The organism is Brevibacillus jepli (assembly GCF_047229145.1).
Lineage (GTDB): Bacteria > Bacillota > Bacilli > Brevibacillales > Brevibacillaceae > Brevibacillus.
In genome coordinates, this window is the sequence record NZ_JBFEFW010000009.1 from 70627 (window position 1) to 88130 (window position 17504).

Annotated in this window: 17 protein-coding genes; 2 read left to right on the top strand and 15 right to left on the bottom strand. The window is 48.0% G+C overall.

The features are described from left to right. Positions 1–80 precede the first annotated feature (80 nt). From sufB to sufC, 5 genes are read right to left on the bottom strand one after another with little or no spacing between them, the layout of a single operon-like run. Positions 81–1478, bottom strand: a complete 1398-nt coding sequence (gene sufB, locus AB1L17_RS11755) for a Fe-S cluster assembly protein SufB (RefSeq protein WP_017251432.1) — start codon at positions 1476–1478, stop codon at positions 81–83. 39 nt (positions 1479–1517) lie between these two features. Beyond that, positions 1518–1955: a Fe-S cluster assembly sulfur transfer protein SufU gene (sufU, locus tag AB1L17_RS11760; RefSeq protein WP_106783725.1), complete on the bottom strand. Its 438-nt coding sequence runs from the start codon at positions 1953–1955 to the stop codon at positions 1518–1520. Further along, positions 1942–3168, bottom strand: coding sequence for a cysteine desulfurase (locus AB1L17_RS11765; RefSeq protein WP_412845083.1), 1227 nt, complete (start codon positions 3166–3168; stop codon positions 1942–1944). The genes sufU and AB1L17_RS11765 overlap by 14 nt, the downstream gene beginning before the upstream one ends. After that, positions 3168–4466: a Fe-S cluster assembly protein SufD gene (gene sufD / locus AB1L17_RS11770; RefSeq protein WP_412845082.1), complete on the bottom strand. Its 1299-nt coding sequence runs from the start codon at positions 4464–4466 to the stop codon at positions 3168–3170. The genes AB1L17_RS11765 and sufD overlap by 1 nt, the downstream gene beginning before the upstream one ends. A gap of 21 nt (positions 4467–4487) precedes the next feature. Continuing rightward, complete coding sequence (sufC, locus tag AB1L17_RS11775; RefSeq protein ID WP_017251436.1) at positions 4488–5276, bottom strand: Fe-S cluster assembly ATPase SufC; 789 nt, start codon at positions 5274–5276, stop codon at positions 4488–4490. 282 nt (positions 5277–5558) lie between these two features. On the opposite strand from sufC, the gene AB1L17_RS11780 reads away from it, so the two are divergent. Next, complete coding sequence (locus AB1L17_RS11780; RefSeq protein WP_412845081.1) at positions 5559–6134, top strand: stalk domain-containing protein; 576 nt, start codon at positions 5559–5561, stop codon at positions 6132–6134. A gap of 54 nt (positions 6135–6188) precedes the next feature. Here AB1L17_RS11780 and AB1L17_RS11785 read toward each other — a convergent pair whose 3' ends face one another. The 6 genes from AB1L17_RS11785 to AB1L17_RS11810 all read right to left on the bottom strand — a co-directional run bounded on the left by AB1L17_RS11785 (position 6189) and on the right by AB1L17_RS11810 (position 12602). Continuing rightward, positions 6189–7661 (bottom strand): alanine/glycine:cation symporter family protein, encoded by a 1473-nt coding sequence (locus AB1L17_RS11785; protein ID WP_412845155.1) that lies wholly within the window; start codon positions 7659–7661, stop codon positions 6189–6191. A gap of 175 nt (positions 7662–7836) precedes the next feature. Continuing rightward, positions 7837–9420 (bottom strand): phosphoenolpyruvate carboxykinase (ATP), encoded by a 1584-nt coding sequence (gene pckA / locus AB1L17_RS11790; protein ID WP_412845080.1) that lies wholly within the window; start codon positions 9418–9420, stop codon positions 7837–7839. A 292-nt stretch (positions 9421–9712) separates the two neighbouring features. Continuing rightward, positions 9713–10855: a M20 peptidase aminoacylase family protein gene (locus tag AB1L17_RS11795; protein WP_412845079.1), complete on the bottom strand. Its 1143-nt coding sequence runs from the start codon at positions 10853–10855 to the stop codon at positions 9713–9715. A 58-nt stretch (positions 10856–10913) separates the two neighbouring features. Beyond that, entirely contained in the window at positions 10914–11255 is a 342-nt protein-coding gene (locus AB1L17_RS11800; RefSeq protein ID WP_412845154.1) for an SCP-2 sterol transfer family protein, read from the bottom strand. A gap of 491 nt (positions 11256–11746) precedes the next feature. Then, complete coding sequence (locus tag AB1L17_RS11805; protein ID WP_412845078.1) at positions 11747–12139, bottom strand: VOC family protein; 393 nt, start codon at positions 12137–12139, stop codon at positions 11747–11749. Positions 12140–12161: 22 nt separating this feature from the next. Further along, entirely contained in the window at positions 12162–12602 is a 441-nt protein-coding gene (locus AB1L17_RS11810) for a hypothetical protein (RefSeq protein WP_412845077.1), read from the bottom strand. A 305-nt stretch (positions 12603–12907) separates the two neighbouring features. Between AB1L17_RS11810 and AB1L17_RS11815 the strand changes: the two genes are divergently transcribed. After that, positions 12908–14962, top strand: coding sequence for a methyl-accepting chemotaxis protein (locus tag AB1L17_RS11815; RefSeq protein WP_412845076.1), 2055 nt, complete (start codon positions 12908–12910; stop codon positions 14960–14962). 68 nt (positions 14963–15030) lie between these two features. Here the strand turns inward: AB1L17_RS11815 and gcvH are convergent, their stop codons facing one another. From gcvH to AB1L17_RS11835, 4 genes are read right to left on the bottom strand one after another with little or no spacing between them, the layout of a single operon-like run. Further along, positions 15031–15411, bottom strand: a complete 381-nt coding sequence (gene gcvH / locus AB1L17_RS11820; RefSeq protein WP_047073101.1) for a glycine cleavage system protein GcvH — start codon at positions 15409–15411, stop codon at positions 15031–15033. A gap of 59 nt (positions 15412–15470) precedes the next feature. Further along, positions 15471–15923 carry a redoxin domain-containing protein gene (locus AB1L17_RS11825; protein WP_412845075.1) on the bottom strand — a complete coding sequence of 151 codons (453 nt, stop codon included), beginning with the start codon at positions 15921–15923 and terminating at the stop codon, positions 15471–15473. 18 nt (positions 15924–15941) lie between these two features. Continuing rightward, entirely contained in the window at positions 15942–17129 is a 1188-nt protein-coding gene (locus tag AB1L17_RS11830; protein ID WP_412845074.1) for an aminotransferase class I/II-fold pyridoxal phosphate-dependent enzyme, read from the bottom strand. Beyond that, on the bottom strand, positions 17126–17491 hold the full coding sequence (locus AB1L17_RS11835; RefSeq protein WP_412845073.1) for an arsenate reductase family protein: 366 nt from the start codon (positions 17489–17491) through the stop codon (positions 17126–17128). Before AB1L17_RS11835 ends, AB1L17_RS11830 begins: the two co-directional genes overlap by 4 nt. Between the last annotated feature and the right edge of the window lie 13 nt (positions 17492–17504).

The window sequence follows — 17504 nt, forward strand, 5'->3', positions numbered from 1 at the left end:
GCATAAAAAAAATACGTGCCCAGGTTACTAATCATAAAAGCATGATCAGTCACCACAGACACGTATTTACACATGATCAATTATCCGATAGAACCTTCCATCTCAAACTTAATGAGACGGTTCATCTCTACCGCATATTCCATCGGCAATTCTTTCGTGAATGGCTCGATGAAGCCCATTACGATCATCTCAGTTGCTTCTGCTTCCGACAGGCCGCGGCTCATCAGGTAGAAAAGCTGATCCTCGGATACTTTGGATACAGTCGCTTCGTGCTCCAGCGTGATGCTGTCGTTCATGATCTCGTTGTACGGGATCGTGTCGGACGTGGACAGTTTATCCAGAATCAGCGTATCGCACTTGATGTTGGACTTGGAGCCTTCCGATTTGCGTCCAAACTGGGACAGACCACGGTAGGTTACTTTTCCGCCATCACGGGAGATCGACTTGGAAATGATCGTCGATGTGCAATCTGGCGCCAGGTGAATCATTTTCGCACCTGCGTCTTGGTGCTGTCCTTTTCCTGCTACTGCAATGGAAAGAACGGTACCTTTCGCGCGAGGTCCTTTCATGATAACAGCTGGATATTTCATCGTCAGCTTGGAGCCGATGTTACCATCGATCCATTCCATGTTCGCATCCGCGTAAGCAACCGCACGTTTGGTAACGAGGTTGTATACGTTGTTGGACCAGTTTTGGATCGTGGTGTAACGGCAACGAGCGCGTTCTTTTACGATGATTTCTACAACTGCGGAGTGCAAGGAGTCCGTGCTGTAGATTGGAGCTGTACAGCCCTCTACGTAGTGAACGAAGGAATCTTCATCGGCGATGATCAGCGTACGCTCGAATTGACCCATGTTCTCGGAGTTAATGCGGAAGTATGCTTGCAGCGGAGTTTCTACTTTTACGCCTTTTGGTACGTAAATGAAGGAACCACCGGACCATACTGCCGAGTTCAGTGCAGAAAACTTGTTATCTGCTGGAGGAATAACCGTCGCGAAGTATTCCTTCACGATTTCTGGATGCAGTTTTACTGCGGAATCCATGTCACAGAAGAGAACGCCCAGTTTTTCCAGGTCTTCCTGCATGTTGTGGTAAACTACCTCAGATTCATACTGAGCAGATACACCAGCGAGGAACTTCTGCTCTGCTTCTGGAATACCCAGCTTGTCAAAGGTTGCCTTGATTTCTTCTGGCACCTCATCCCAGCTACGGCCTTGCTTCTCAGAAGGCTTTACGTAGTAGGTAATGCTGTCAAAATCGAGGTCATCCAGATCGCCGCCCCATTTTGGCATCGGCATGCTGTTGAAGATGTCCAGCGACTTCAGACGGAATTCCAGCATCCACGCTGGCTCATCCTTGATCTTCGAAATTTCTTCGACGATCTCGCGGGTCAAACCCTTTTTCGTACGGAATACTGAAACGTCTTTATCGTGGAAGCCGTACTGATACTCTTGTATTTCTGGGCCTTTAACAGCCATCGTTGCTCACTCCTTCATGTTCATGTCCCTTACCCATCACTATTCCTGCTCTGCCTGTTTGACACCTTGCTCCAATGCTTTCCAAGCCAATGTCGCGCACTTGATTCGCGCTGGGAACTTGGCTACGCCAGACAAGGCTTCGATATCACCGAGATCAATCGAGTCATCGATTTCTTTGCCTTGCATCATATCGGAGAATTTTTGCGACAGCTCCAGTGCTTCTGCTACTGGCTTGCCTTTGATAGCATCTGTCATCATCGAAGCGGATGACATGCTGATTGAGCAGCCTTCACCGAGAAACTTCGCGTCAACCACCTTGCCATCCTCCACTTTCAAGGAGAGCGAGATGCTGTCGCCACAGGTCGGGTTGTTCAAATTCACAATGAGTCCGTCGGATTCTTCCAGCTTGCCGCGATTGCGCGGTTTCTGGTAGTGATCCATAATGACGCGGCGGTATAAATCATCAAGAGAAGACATTGCCGAAATACTCCTTCGTCTTCTTCAAGCCCGCGATCAGCACATCTACTTCTTCCTCTGTGTTGTACAGGTAGAAGCTTGCCCGAGCGGTAGCCGTCACATTCAGCCAACGCATCAGCGGTTGTGCGCAGTGATAACCGGCACGAACTGCGATTCCGTAACTGTCCAGCACCGTCGCCAGGTCATGCGGATGTACTGTATCCAGGTTGAATGTAATTAAACAGCTGCGGTCCTGCTGTGGGCCGTAAATCTTCAGACCTTCTATCTCGCGCATTTGTTCCATCGCGTACTGGACGAGATGTTTTTCATGACGCTCGATATTGTCCATACCGATCTCTTCCAAAAAGTCAATCGCTGCTCCCAAACCGATAGCTCCTGCGATGATCGGTGTACCTCCTTCGAATTTCCAAGGAAGCTCCTTCCACGTGGAATCGTACATATCCACATAGTCGATCATTTCTCCGCCGAACTCCATCGGCTCCACACGCTCCAACACCTCACGCTTGCCGTACAGGACACCTACGCCTGTCGGGCCAGCCATCTTATGCGCTGAAAACGTATAAAAATCGCAATCCAAATCCTGGACGTCGATTTTCTTGTGTGGAGCACCCTGCGCTCCATCAACAAACACAAGTGCGCCATGCTGATGGGCGATTTGGGCAATTTCCTTGATTGGGGTAGTATCCCCCAATACGTTGGAAACATGGTGAATGGCAACGATCTTGGTATTGTCCGTAATCGTTTCCTTGACCGCCTCCAGAGTAACGGTTCCGTCCTCTGCCAGCGGAATGAACTTAAAAGTCGCTCCGGTCGCCTTGGCTGCCTGCTGCCATGGAATGAAATTGGCGTGATGCTCCACCAAGGTGGTCACGATTTCATCTCCCGGCTTAAGGAACATGCGAGCATAGCCATACGCTACCGTATTACAAGCAGAGGTCGTACCACGCGTAAAGACGATTTCTGCGGCTTCAGGGGCGTTGATGAAGGCGCGAACCTTTTCACGCGCGCCTTCGTACCCATCTGTCGCTATGTTACCCAAGGTGTGCACGCCACGGTGCACATTAGAGTTATACTCCCTGTAGTATTTATCCATCGCCTCAATAACCTGAATCGGCTTTTGAGAGGTTGCACCATTGTCCAAGTAAACGAGTGGATGCCCGTTTACTTCCTGGTGAAGGATGGGGAAATATTTCCGAAGCTCCTTGGCGTTCATTAGCCTAACTTCCTTTCAAGCGCCTGACGGAGTCTGTTTTTCACTTCTTCCACAGGAATCTCAGCGACAACTGGATCCAGGAAGCCGAGAATGATCAGACGTTCTGCGCCTTGACGAGTAATACCACGAGACATCAAGTAGAAGATCGACTCTTCACTGAAACGTCCTACCGAAGCTGCGTGACCCGCTTTAACGTCATCCTCATCGATCAACAAGATCGGGTTGGCATCACCGCGAGATTTATCGCTCAGCATCAGGATGTTTTCCGCCTGTACACCGTTTGACTTTTCAGCGCCTTTTTCGATTTTCGTAATACCGTTCAAGATACTCACTGCTTCATCCGTCATAACAGCCTTGCTCACCATATCAGACTCGGTATGCGTGCCGATATGCGTAACTTGAGAAGTGAGGTTTTGGCGTTGGGAACCTGTCCCTACCGTAATGGATTTGGTCTCTGCAGTAGACGCAGTACCTTTAAGGATGGTCGTGTTGTTCGCAACGGTATTACCGTCGTTCATCTCACCCAAAATCCATTCCATTTTTCCGTCGCGATCAACCGTTGCACGGCGGAAGCTATAGTCATGAACGTCTACAGACAGGGAACGAACGGATGCGAATTGCACAGTTGCCCCTGCGCCTACATATACTTCAACAACGCTGTTCGCGACCATGTTTTTGCCTTCGCCAGATACATACGTATCCACGTAGGTCACTTTGCTGTTCGCTTCTGCCACGATCAAAACATGCGGAGCCACTAGAGCGTGATCGCCTGCGATTTCATAAACAGCTTGCAGTGGAACATCTACTTCCACGTTTTTCGGAACGTAGAGGAATACACCACCGTTAACAACTGCGGTATGCAAAGCAGTGAGCTTGTGCTCATCAAGGGCGATGACGTTCAGCAAATATTTTTGCACGAGATCGCCATGTGCTTGCAGAGCATCAGCAAAAGTCGTAAAAATAACGCCTTGTGCCTTTAGCTCTTCGGAAACTGCTTGAAAAACGGTAGAAGCATTTTTTTGTACCAACAGGTTCTTCACGCTGTCGACATCGATTTGTGCTTTTACCAAGTCGCTGAGTTCATTTGCCGCCGCCACTTTTGCAGTGGTTTGGAACGGATCGAAATCAGCGGTATTCCATTTATCAATCTTCGTTTTCTCCAAGGCAGGGAGCGCCAGCTCTCCCGCCGCCTTCAGTCCAGCGAGGCGCTTTTCCAGGAACCAGGCAGGCTCCTGATTAGCTTTGGAGTACTGGGTGATCGCCTCGGAATCGAAGCGTAGCTGTACATCCACACTCATTTCACTGCTGCCTCCTTCTTCCTACACGTTGGCGTTTACGGTTTCGTCCTCGATGCCGAGCTCTTCCTTGATCCAGTCATAGCCTTCTGCCTCCAGGCGTTCAGCCAGCTCAGGACCACCGGACTTCACGATACGACCTTGCATCATGACGTGTACGAAGTCAGGCTTTACATAGTTCAGCAAACGCTGGTAGTGCGTAATAATCAAGAATCCGCGGTCTGCGGAGCGCATTTCGTTTACACCAGCTGCAACGATTTTCAATGCGTCGATGTCCAAACCGGAGTCGATTTCATCCAGAATACAGATAGCTGGCTCCAAGAGCATCATTTGCAGAATCTCGTTACGCTTTTTCTCACCACCAGAGAAACCTTCGTTCAGGTAACGGTGGGAGAAAGACTCATCCATTTCCAGCGTGTTCATCTTTTTGTCCATCTCACGGATGAATTTCATCAGGGAGATTTCGTTTCCTTCGCCACGGCGTGCGTTAATCGCGGAACGCAGGAAGTCAGAGTTAGTTACACCACTGATTTCGGACGGGTATTGCATAGCCAGGAACAGGCCTGCACGTGCGCGCTCGTCTACTGCCATTTCCAACAAATCTTCGTCATTGATCAGCACTTCGCCGTCGGTTACCTCATATTTTGGGTGACCCATTAGCGTGGATGCCAGTGTCGATTTACCGGTACCATTTGGTCCCATGATCGCGTGCACTTCGCCGCCCTTGATTTCCAGGTTCAGGCCCTTGAGGATCTCTTTGTCCTCGATCTTGGCGCGAAGGTTTTTTATTTGCAAATGCGGTACTGCTGTCATCTGAATTCCCTCCATACACGTCAAAAGTGAGTTGGTAAATTCTCAATCCATTCTCAATAACTATCTTATAATAAGAATAATTATAAATCAAGGAATGAAACATATCTGTATTTTTTATATCATTATATTTAGAAAGTCCGTTTTTGCGCATGAATCCTTTCCTAAATATTCTCGCCACCGCAGCAGTTTTCCCTTTGTAACTTTTGGACATACATTTCCGTCTAAATTCCAGGTACTTTTTGTCAATAACACCACTGGATAACTGGAAAGGGATGGATGATTTTGAAAAAGCGTAACAAGAAACTCGCAATTGGACTAGCTGTTGTCTTACTACTCGTCGGTGGCACCACTGTCTTTGCAAAAACGGGCACGGAGAAAATATCCGCTCGCTTCTCCAACATTAAATTGATTGTCAATGATCAGGTCATTAAAACCAAAGCAGAACCATTCATCTATAATGGAAACGTTTATGCACCTGTTGCTACTGTTGCAAATGCACTCGGGATCAAGCAGGAATGGGACAACAAAACTCCTGCTGTCCGTTTCTCCGACGCTGGCGGAAACACCGGTGGCAGTAACATTCCAGAAGCAATTGTCCAGCAGGCAAAAAACATCTTACCGCTTCCATGTGACCCTTCCGATGTGAAAGGCAGCTTGTACTTTTGCGGACCTGAGAGAGAGGTCGTTTCCAAAGGTTATGTCAATCTGACCGGAACGAGTGATCAGGAGTTTCTCGTTATGTATCGCTATCACTCTATTGAAGGGATCCCTTGGGAAGCTTACCTGACTCTATTCCGCCAGTCAAATGGAAAAGTTGTACCAGTCAATACTTCACAAGTATATAAGATGAGCAATTAAATAGACAAAACAAACCGCCAATCGCTTTGAGCTGGCGGTTTGTTTTTAACATGATTACGACGATAGCTTCCGATTCGGTTTGGGGAGGTCGGGATGCTGGTATTCCTTCTCCCAGAAATCAGCGTTCTCTACTCCTGCCCTCACCGGATCAAACACAGGGTCTTTTCCCTCACGCTTTTGTTGCTCATAGTCTTTTAACACGCGAAGAGCCGGCTTGGTCAGTAAAAGAATCGCGATAATGTTTAGCCACGCCATGCTGCCTACTCCAATGTCACCAAGCGTCCAAGCCAGTCCAGCAGACTTGACACTGCCGTACACGACCATCCCCATCATCACGACTTTTAAAATATGGCTTACCCATTCCCTTTTTACTTTACCGTTTAAGTAGCGAAGATTGGTTTCAGCCATGTAATAATAGGCCATGATTGTCGTAAACGCGAAAAACAAAAGCGCAACGGCGATGAAAGGTGCTCCAAAGCCTGGCATGACTGATTCTACTGCTTGTTGCGTATAAATCGGTCCTGGTTCAAGGTCCCCCAGATTGTTTACAATGGGACTCTTGCCTTCTGGCGTTACATTATACATACCTGTAATGAGAATCATAAATGCCGTAGCGGAACAGACAAACAACGTATCAACATATACGGAAAATGCCTGAACGATCCCTTGTTTTGCAGGATGAGTAACTTCAGCCGCTGCCGCAGCATGTGGCGCCGTCCCTTGCCCTGCCTCATTAGAGTAAATTCCCCTCTTAACGCCCCACATTATAGCAGAACCCAAAATTCCGCCGAATGCCGCTTCTGCACCGAAAGCGCTTTTAAAAATAAGTGCAATCATATCAGGTACTTGAGAAAAATTCGCAAAAACAACGATCAAAGCTACCACAATGTATCCTAATGCCATGAACGGAACGACAACTTGTGCTACATTTGCAATGCGCTTCACTCCACCGAATACGATGGCGCCCAATACTCCAGCAAGCACGAATCCGGTAATCCAAGGATTGATGCCAAAAGCGCTTTCTACGCTAGCAGCGATACTGTTTGCTTGGACCCCGGGCAGTAATAATCCTGTTGCGATAACAGTTACGATGGCAAATAGAACTGCGTACCATTTTATTTTTAACCCTTTTTCAATGTAGTAGGCTGGACCCCCGCGGAATTGGCCGTCCTGTTTCGATTTGTACACCTGTCCCAGCGTCGCCTCGACAAACCCTGAAGCCGATCCTAAAAATGCCATAACCCACATCCAGAACACGGCACCTGGTCCGCCGAATGCAATCGCAGTGGCTACACCTGCAATATTTCCCGTTCCCACTCGCCCGGAAAGAGCCATCGATAGTGCTTGAAAAGAAGAGACTCCAGTATCGGATTTTTTGCCATCGAACATGAGGACAATCATATCCTTCAGATGCCGGACCTGCAGAAACCGAGTAGCGATGCTATAGAACAGGCCCGTTCCCAAACAGAGATAGATTAACGCTTCACTCCAGATTAAATCATTCAACGCTTTTACGAACGCTTCCAGAAACAACCCCTCCTCAATCGTTCATATCATTTATAAAAATATTGCTATTATTATTATAAGTCTGCGCTTTTTATCAGACAACTCTTTATTATTTAAATTTTCCATACAATAAAATAACAAAAAAACGGTTAGACCTGGTCGCCTAACCGTTTTCTCGTTATACATCACTACCAAATTATTGTACTTTTGGACCCGCATTTGCAATATCTGCTGCATTCGGGAATTTCTTCTGGAAGTTCTCGATGAAGCGTCCTGCCAAATCAGCTGCTTGCTTGTCGTAATCTTCCTTGTTCGCCCATGTATTTCGTGGTTGCAGAACTTCAGCAGGCACGTTCGGGCAAGAAGTCGGTACTTGCACGCCGAAGGTCGCGTCCGCAACATACTCTACGTTTTCCAGTTCGCCATTCAATGCTGCTGTTACCATCGCACGCGTGTAGGACAGCTTCATACGTTGGCCAACACCTACCGGACCACCAGTCCAACCGGTGTTCACCAGGTATACTTGAACATCGCGCTCGTCGATCTTCTTACCGAGCATTTCCGCATAAACAACTGGATGCAGTGGCAAGAAAGGAGATCCGAAGCAAGTAGAGAACTCGGTTTGCGGAGCGGTTACGCCACGCTCTGTACCAGCCATTTTGCTGGTGTAGCCAGACAGGAAGTGGTACATCGCTTGTTCTTTATTGAGCTTGGAGATTGGAGGCAACACGCCGAACGAGTCTGCTGTCAAAAAGACGATGACATTTGGTTGCCCGCCCACGCCCGGAATCACAGCACCCGGAATTGCTTCCACTGGGTACGCAGCGCGTGTATTCTCTGTATATTTGGTGCTATCGTAGTCAGCCACACGAGTCGCTTCATTTACGTCTACATTTTCAAGTACAGTACCGAACTGGATTGCTTTCCAGATTTGCGGTTCGCCTTCTTCAGTCAGCTTGACGCATTTTGCATAGCATCCGCCTTCGATATTGAACACGCCATTGTCAGACCAGCCATGCTCATCATCACCGATCAGGAAACGGTCCGGATCAGCAGACAGCGTTGTTTTTCCTGTACCAGACAATCCGAAGAACAGGGCAACATCTCCGTCTTTGCCTACGTTTGCAGAGCAGTGCATAGGGAGTACGTTGCGCTCTGGAAGCAGCATGTTCATTACACTGAAGATCGATTTTTTCATTTCGCCTGCATACTCGGTTCCACCGATCAGCACTGTCTTTTGTTCAAAGCTCATCACGATGAAGGTCTCGGAGTTCGTACCGTGCACCGCAGGATTAGCCTTGAAATTAGGCGCGTAGATCACAGTGAAATCTGCTTCGTGTGCAGCCAGTTCTTCTTCCGATGGACGGATGAACAGTTGACGTGCGAACAGGTTATGCCAAGCAAATTCGTTCACCACACGGATTGGCAGACGATAGGTTGTATCTGCCCCAGCAAAGCCATCGAAGACAAACAGTTCATCTTTTGTTTGCAAGTATTGAAGCACGTCTTGTTGCAGTGCTTGGAATTTTTCTGCGGAGATTGGTTGGTTAACCGGACCCCAGTTGATCTTATCGTGTACGGAAGCTTCGTCCACCACAAATTTGTCCTTTGGCGAACGGCCGGTAAACTTCCCTGTTAGCGCATTGAGCGCCCCCTTGTCGGTCAATATCCCTTCGCCACGCTTCACTGCCATCTCAACGAGATTAGCTACAGGCAAGTTGCGATACACTTTTGTAGCTCCAAGAATGTCAGTAAGCGTATGAACCGTATTGGTTTCCATGTGTGAACGATCTCCTTCCCAATATGTGTACCATTTATTGTGACTTTCTAATTGTCGCTCGATTTGTAATTAGTATATCACATTTAGCTAAATAAGCTACATAATTTTATAATCTCTTATAGAGAATGTGTGAATAACCCTCCTCCTGCGTATTATTCCCCAACTGCAGTATTTTGTCCACAAACCAAGCAGTCTATCTTCTATTAGCGAACAACGCAGAGGCAATTTCCCCACAAAAAGAGCAACACCAAGAGTTTACTCTCTTAGTGTTGCTCTCACAAGGCATAAAGATTTACGTATTTTCAAACGTTTTTACGACTGCCTGACACAAAATCGCCACACCTTTATCCAATGCCTGGCGATCAAAATGCATCAACGGGTGATGTAGCCCTGGCACCAAATCACAACCGAGAGCCAGCATCGTCGCCTTGATATGCGGGCGCTCCACCGTGTAGTAGTGGAAATCCTCCGCTCCCGGACTGACAGGCGCCGCTCGCAGATTCTCTTTACCGAGCACGTCCACGATGGCCTGCTCCATAAATGCCTTCGCTTGCTCATCGACCTCCGCCGCCACCATGCGAGAGCCGGGCTGTATCTCAATGCGTGCCTGAAAAGACTCGGCGACTCCGTCAATCATCTGACGAACTCGGTTCACGAGGGTATCCATCGCCTGATTCGTCTGTGCTCGCAGATCGAGGGCAAAACGCGCCTTGTCCGGAATAATGTTGTAGCTCTCTCCTCCAGCTTGCAGCATGGTCATTTTGACGGTAGTCGGTACCATCGGATCGATATGTACTTGTCCGAGCCCAGAAATAATCGCTCCCGCTACTTCAATCACATTGATCCCGAGATGCGGTCTCGCTCCGTGTGCAGCTACCCCTGTAATTTCCCCATAGAGGAACATGGCTGCTCCGTTGTAGATGGCGGGTCCTGCCGTGCCATTAGCCATCTCCTGAATCGGTCTTAAGTGAACACCGTACAAATAATCGATATCGTCGACGACACCCTTCTCCACCAGCTTCAGCGCTCCCGTTCCTTTTTCTTCTGCTGGTTGGAACAATATTTTTAACGTTCCTGGCGGTTGATATCCAGCGGCAACCAATGCCTCTACCGTTTCCACGATCAACGTCATATGGGCGTCATGACCGCAGGAATGATTCGCGCGCCACTCTCCGTTTACTTCTTGCCAGAGAGCGTCGATGTCTGTACGCAAGCCAACTACTGGTTTTCCTTCGCCCCATTCAGCAACTAAACCAGTACAATCGTCAAAAGTCGTAACCCGTAGTCCCAAGGCACGCATACGATCTGCCAAATAACGAGTCGTTTCTACTTCCTTCCAGCTGATCTCCGGATTCTCATGCAGATGACGGAATGTTTCGGCAATAGATTCTTTACGTGCGGCAACCGTCTGTTGCAACGACATACCAGTGGACATCAACGCGCCTCCTCCAAAACCGTTTCTTCCTATTATAGCACACTGCCCAATTGACAGTTCACCTACAGGTAAGCCTCAAAATGGCATCGAGCTTCAATTGATCGCGCAATGGTCCTGCTATTTGCACCTTTTCTTTGGCGAGAGAATAAACGAGCTCATCGCCGCCAAACAGCATGTACATTTGCTTCTCCGCTCCCCTGATGATCAGATCGGCAGACTGCTCTTCTGTCCATACATCCCAGGATGCAACGCCTTTTGATATCGTCAATTGCCACTGTGACGGTGAATCATCCACAACAATTCCGATCCTGCGCTCCCATCCTGCTGTTATGAATCGCAAGTGTGCTTTTCCTTGCAATCTCTCTCCCAGCTCCAAAAGCAGTCTGCCCATTCCGATCATCTGCACGCCACCCCTCTCTTCCCAATTGGGTTCGTGGCCTGTCAGGTCGAATCCTTTGGCGAGGAATGAGAGTCACTGTCGGCTGTTGTCAGGGGAGCCATCTTTTTCTCGACATTGTAAGAAAGACCTTTTGAGTCAACATAGTGGAGGAGAAGAAAAAGCACAGTTCTCTTCGACTCTGACACGCCAGCTTGCTGGATTGACTGTCCGTCTCCACTGCAAAAAGAGGACCGTCGAGCCAAAGCCACCCTACGGGCGGAAGATTCTCGAGGAAGAAGTGTTCGACAAGCGTGGTCCTCTTTTTGCAGTTCCGACTGGGTAGGCGTTGTCAAGGTCTGCGAGCCCTGTGCTTTTTCTTCTCACCAGCTTTGTGTGTTCGTCGATACCTCTTAAAACTTAGGAAGATCATCCACAACCTTTTTTCCAAACCACAGTAGTAAGATGGCAAAAAATAAAAAAGCATCCGCTTTACGCAGATGCTTCCTGAAACACTACTCATCAAACTCGTCTTTATCTAGTCGCACCTCAAGGTGGTGACCATCGGGTGTCTCAAAATACACATTATAGCTCGTCGGCTGTGTAATTGGACCACGATAGCAAATGTTCTCTGCTTCCAGCTTGTCGACCAGATAGTCCAGCTCAGCACGGCTCTGTACGGAGAAGGCGAGATGATCAACCTGCCCTACGCCGCCTTTCCCTTCTGCCCCGCCATGAGGATGAAGACCAATCCGTGTGTATGTGCCAATTTGAAAGTAGACAGGTGCTCCTTCCGTCATATTCTCTTCCGGGATAGGGACTTCCAAAATGTCCTTAAAAAAACGAGCTACCTTCACAACATCACTGCAATTCAATGCGATGTGGTGAACGGCTTTCAAATGAAACATTCACACTGCCTCCCACGTCAACTCAGGTCATGCGCTCTTGTGCGACATTTGCTTTTCTTTTATTGTACTGCTTCAGTCGCTCGCTTAACCGTCTTAAACGAATCATCAATGCTTCCCGCCAATCGTCATCTTGTAACTCCTTGGCGATCCCGAGCAAATCAAGCGAAATATCGATCTGCTGTTTTAGTACGTCGGCGAAGCTGGCTGCTTCATCCGTCATGGTACAATTCTCAAACAACTCGGATGTATTGTCAACACTCACAAAGTCAGCGAAATCCACTTCTGGAGCCTGATCTCCCTGAGCATATTCTACTAAAATTTCGTATTCTCCCTCAATACCGGGATGAACCTCAATTCTGTCACATACAGGACAAAACATGATGGGGACATTGTGTACAAGCGTTTTATAATGACGGACTGAGCCTACGGAACCTACCATTCCAGCACCACAACAAAAACTCATATAGTCTCCCTCCTTCTTCGCCAAATGAAACGTCCATGTCCGTTATTTGGTCGAAACTCTGTCTGTATCCGCATTGTAGCCTATATGCCCACTAACACTCCACCCGCAAAAGATACCAATAAGTTGATCGAATAAAGATTTGGTTTATCCATTTTACTCGATTTGCTCACATACCCGCAACATTTTCTGAGTTTTATGAATATTTTCCCTCATTTGCCTAAATCCATCATACAAGATAGTCTTAATCTATCCGATAATAAGGAATAGCAATCATTTTAGCAAACATTCAAAAGGAGAGCGGTTTTATGTTTCGTTTCAAAAGTCTTCGTGCTCGCACACTGACCATTACCCTTCCTGTTATTATCTTGACCCTATTGCTCGTCGTTGGAATCGGTTTCTGGTTCTCAGTCGTTCAATTGAATCAGCAAATTGGGGACAAAATGAATTACCAACTGGATATGCTCAGTGGCAACGTGGAAAAACAACTGGAAGCCCACAGCAAGGTAACGTTAAGCATGGCTCGCTTTATTGAAATGACTCCTATTACGTATTCGATGGAGCAATTGAATTCCCTGCTCTCAAAAACCGTTCTCATGAATGATACAACCATCGGCATGGGAATTTTCATGGAGCCCTACGCCTTCGATTCGAACAAAAAGTTCGTTGCGACCTATGGTGGTAAGGTTGATGGGAAAGTAAAAATTACGGATGAATACGCAAGCGAATCTTACAACTATCCAAATCAAGACTGGTACAAGCTCGGTATTTCGACCCAAAAAGAAACCGACTTCTCTGAACCGTACTTCGACGATATTTCAAAGGTATCTATGGTGACGGTGGTCGCTCCTTTTTATACACCAGATAAAAAGCTTTTGGGTGTAGCTACCGACGATATTACACTGACAGATGTACAAAACCTCGTCTCCAGCACAAAAGTAGGGGAAACAGGCTGGGCCTTTTTGGTGGATCAAAAAGGACGATATCTCTCGCACCCTCAAGCAGAAAAGCTGATGAATCACTCTGTCCAAACGGACGAAAATGCGTCCTTGGCTGAAATAGGGTCTGCTCTTCTTTCAGAGCAATCGGGAATAAAATTGTTCAGTGATGATAACGGGGACAATCGCGTTTACTTCCAAAAACTCGGGGATACAAACTGGACAATTGCCCTCGTCATGCCGGAAAAAGAATTTTATGATCCACTCTACGAGTTGTTCTTTGAGCTTTGTGCTGTCAGTCTGTTCGGTCTCCTGATTATGATTGCGGTTATTTATTACTTCAGCAAATACCTGACAAAGCAAATCGATCGGGCCAACCAGCTGGCGCATGCTCTCTCCAATGGAGATTTCACAGCATCAATGGATATTAAGACTTCGGATGAAATGGGGGTTATGGCAAACCGCTTTAACTCCATGACTGCCACATTGCGCGAAACGCTGGGTCAAGTCAGCTTCAACGCACAGCAGGTAGCCGCCACGTCTGAGCAATTGATGGCCAGTTCAGAGCAGACCAGCAAAGCGACAGAGCAAATCGCTGAATCCGTCCAGGAAATTGCTTATGGAACCGAACAGCAGGTGGATGCCACCGTTCAAGGCTATGACGTCATCAACGAGATTGCGGTGCACATCGAGGCAATGGAAAAAGGAATTGAAGACGTGAATCTGTCTACACAAGAAGCGAATCGCCAAGCCACAGAAGGCAATCAAATGGCGGTTAAAACGGTCGAGCACATGGATGTCATCCATAGCCAGATGGCCAAGACCTCTACGATCGTCAATGGGCTAGGCATACGCTCCCAAGAGATTGGAGAAATGATTTCACTTATTACGACCATTGCCAATCAAACCAACCTGCTCGCTCTGAACGCTGCAATCGAAGCTGCTCGTGCTGGAGAGCAAGGACGCGGATTTGCTGTCGTAGCCGACGAGGTACGCAAGCTAGCCGAACAATCCAGCTCAGCCGCTGAGCAGGTCAGCAACATCGTCACAGTCATTCAGCAGGACACAGGCTCGGCAATTGCTGCAATGAATCACGGCTCTTCTATTTTGGGTGAAGGGATGACCCTCGTCCGCTCTACTGGAAACGCATTTGACCAAATTACAAGCTCCACCGCGGGGTTACTGGTCCGCATGAATGAGGTGACTGCGGAAATGAGCAAGATCAGCCTCCAGATGCAGACGATTGTTTCGTCCATCACGCATATTACACAAATCGCGGAGCAGTCCGCAGGCAATTCTCAGACCGTCGCAGCTGCAGCCGAGGAACAAAACGCTTCTATGGAAGAAATCTCGTCTGCTGCCACCATGCTGGCAAAAATGGCTGAGGAGCTGAATGATGCCGTACGGTCGTTCAAGCTAGACTAGCTGTTGCATCTGATTTTTGTTACAAAAGAATAAGGCCGGAGCAACTATGCCCCGGCCTTTTTTCATTCCTATTCTTTTACCATCGCTTCGTATTTGTCAGCGTCCATCAGCTTGTCTAGCTCAGCTGTATCCGACAATTCCACGACGATCATCCATGCTTGCTCATATGGCGAGGAGTTAACCAGTTCAGGTGCGTCTTCCAGTTCGCCATTTACTTCTACTACTTTACCAGTTACAGGAGCGTATAGCTCAGAAACGGTTTTAACCGATTCTACACTGCCAAACGGCTCATCCTGTTGGATTGTCGCGCCTACCTCAGGCAACTCGACAAACACGATGTCACCCAGCTCTGATTGAGCAAAAGAAGTGATTCCGATGTACGCCTTGTTTCCTTCTACTCGCACCCACTCATGCTCTTCACTGTAACGTAGATTTTTCGGGAATTCCATCGTTTACATATCCTCCTATCGGGTACAATCCATTACACATACATAATTAGACGAACATTCTAGGATTCCTCTTCGATCCCCAAAATTCTGAACAAGCGTTTTTTTACCAGGTTGAGACCCTTCTCTCCTGCCTGGAAGTGACGCAGCTGGAGATTTTCGTCAAACAGGTAAAAAGCGGGGACGTATTCATTCTGGAATGCATCGACTGTCTTCCTATCATTATCGATTGCGATAGGGTGTGTCAAATGGTGCTCGGCAATCGCTTGCTTGATCGTCTCGATATCTGTATCCTTTTCCGAACGAGGCATATGAATGCCAATGACCTTCAAACCGTTAGCAGCGTATTTGTCTCGCCATTCGTTGATGCTTGGCATAGACTCGTTGCACATGTAACAACTGACTGACCAAAAATGCACCAAGACAGGACTTCCAGCTAAATCGGCTTTGGTTAGTTGACCATTGATCCACTCTGCAATCCCAGGAAAATCAGGCAATTCTTCGCGCAAACGCATGAAAGCTCATCCCCTCTTTTATTTCATGTATGGCAGGAGAACCCCTGATTCATCGATGGCAGCTGCAGCCTCTAAGAGGATCTCAGGAGGTTGGACGAGAGCGATTCGAACATACCCTTCCCCTTCTTCGCCGAATGCACTTCCCGGAATGACGACGACTCCCGCTCTCTCCAGTAAAGCAAAAGCAAACTCTCGCGACGTCCATCCCTTGGGTACAGCTGCCCAGACGAACATAGTCGCCTTGGGAGAAGCAATGCTCCATCCTGCTTTGGCCAATGCACCTAACAGAACATCACGCCGCTCCTGGTAAACTGGCGCGACTGTATTCTTCCCACCAGACTCCCGATCATTGCGCATCGCTTCTATCGCCATTTGCTGCACAGGCAGGAAGACGCCGTAATCGATATTGGACTTCACGACCGCAAGCGGCTTGATGATGTCTGCATTCCCTACGACATAAGCGATCCGACAGCCTGCCATATTGAAGCTCTTGGAAAACGAGTTAAACTCTATTCCCACTTCCTTCGCGCCCGGTACTTGCAAAAAGCTCGGAGCCTGATAGCCGTCAAACACCATTTCCGAGTAAGCCAGATCATGAACGACAATCAGCTCAAAACGTTTGGCAAAAGCCACGACCTCTTCGAAAAAGGATAGGGTAGCCACAGCCGAAACAGGATTATTCGGATAGTTCAGAATCATGAACTTGGCACGAGTGGCAATATCCTCTGGAATGTCTGTCAGCTTTGGCAAAAATTCATTTTCTGCACGCAGAGGCATCCGATAAGGAACAGCTCCCGCCAAGTGAATACTGCCTTCGTAGATGGGATAGCCAGGATCAGGGACGAGGACGATGTCGCCAGGATCAGTCCAAGCCAATGCAAAGTGAGCCAAACCATCCTGTGAGCCCATCAAGGAATGGACCTCCCCATCTGGCGCAAGCTCCACCCCAAAACGATACTGATACCAGCGAGCGACCTCCTCACGGAAGGCCGCCGTTCCATCGCTTAGTGGGTAGCGAAAAGCAGCTGGCTGCTGAATCGCATCGATTAACGTCTGCAGGAGCTTCTCGTCAGGCGGCTGATCCGGGCTTCCGATACTCAAGTCGTATACCGTTCTTGTTTGGGCCACCTCTCGTTTGCGAGCCTCCATCTCCGAAAAAATGTCAGCCGTTAGATGATCCAGTCTTTTGGAAGGTTGGCGCATCATGCCTTCCCTCCCCAAGCCTTCATTAGCTCTTCTTCCTTGAAGCCAAGTGTGACTGTTTGGTCGCTCGCCAGAAGAGGGCGTTTGATCAACTTCCCATTAGAAGCCAACAGCTCGAGCATTTCCTCCTCTGACATGGAAGGGAGCTTGTCCTTTAAGCCCAGCTCGCGGTAATGTACACCACTCACATTGAAAAACTTGCGCAAATCGAGACCGCTCGTCTGCCATATTTGACGCAGCTCTTCTTTTGACGGAGGTGCATCCACGATCGGAAATTCCTCGAAACCAATATTTTGATCGGTGAGCCATTTTTTTGCTTTGCGGCAAGTATCACATTTGTTGTATAGGTAGGCTTTCATTGTCATATGTATTTCCTCG

Coding starts and splice junctions, on each gene's coding strand:
- sufB (WP_017251432.1), bottom strand. CDS start 1,478: ATGGCTGTTAAAGGCCCAGAAATACAAGAGTATCAGTACGGCTTCCAC.
- sufU (WP_106783725.1), bottom strand. CDS start 1,955: ATGTCTTCTCTTGATGATTTATACCGCCGCGTCATTATGGATCACTAC.
- AB1L17_RS11765 (WP_412845083.1), bottom strand. CDS start 3,168: ATGAACGCCAAGGAGCTTCGGAAATATTTCCCCATCCTTCACCAGGAA.
- sufD (WP_412845082.1), bottom strand. CDS start 4,466: ATGAGTGTGGATGTACAGCTACGCTTCGATTCCGAGGCGATCACCCAG.
- sufC (WP_017251436.1), bottom strand. CDS start 5,276: ATGACAGCAGTACCGCATTTGCAAATAAAAAACCTTCGCGCCAAGATC.
- pckA (WP_412845080.1), bottom strand. CDS start 9,420: ATGGAAACCAATACGGTTCATACGCTTACTGACATTCTTGGAGCTACA.
- AB1L17_RS11795 (WP_412845079.1), bottom strand. CDS start 10,855: ATGTCCACTGGTATGTCGTTGCAACAGACGGTTGCCGCACGTAAAGAA.
- AB1L17_RS11800 (WP_412845154.1), bottom strand. CDS start 11,255: ATGATCGGAATGGGCAGACTGCTTTTGGAGCTGGGAGAGAGATTGCAA.
- AB1L17_RS11805 (WP_412845078.1), bottom strand. CDS start 12,139: ATGTTTCATTTGAAAGCCGTTCACCACATCGCATTGAATTGCAGTGAT.
- AB1L17_RS11810 (WP_412845077.1), bottom strand. CDS start 12,602: ATGAGTTTTTGTTGTGGTGCTGGAATGGTAGGTTCCGTAGGCTCAGTC.
- AB1L17_RS11815 (WP_412845076.1), top strand. CDS start 12,908: ATGTTTCGTTTCAAAAGTCTTCGTGCTCGCACACTGACCATTACCCTT.
- gcvH (WP_047073101.1), bottom strand. CDS start 15,411: ATGGAATTCCCGAAAAATCTACGTTACAGTGAAGAGCATGAGTGGGTG.
- AB1L17_RS11825 (WP_412845075.1), bottom strand. CDS start 15,923: ATGCGTTTGCGCGAAGAATTGCCTGATTTTCCTGGGATTGCAGAGTGG.
- AB1L17_RS11830 (WP_412845074.1), bottom strand. CDS start 17,129: ATGATGCGCCAACCTTCCAAAAGACTGGATCATCTAACGGCTGACATT.
- AB1L17_RS11835 (WP_412845073.1), bottom strand. CDS start 17,491: ATGACAATGAAAGCCTACCTATACAACAAATGTGATACTTGCCGCAAA.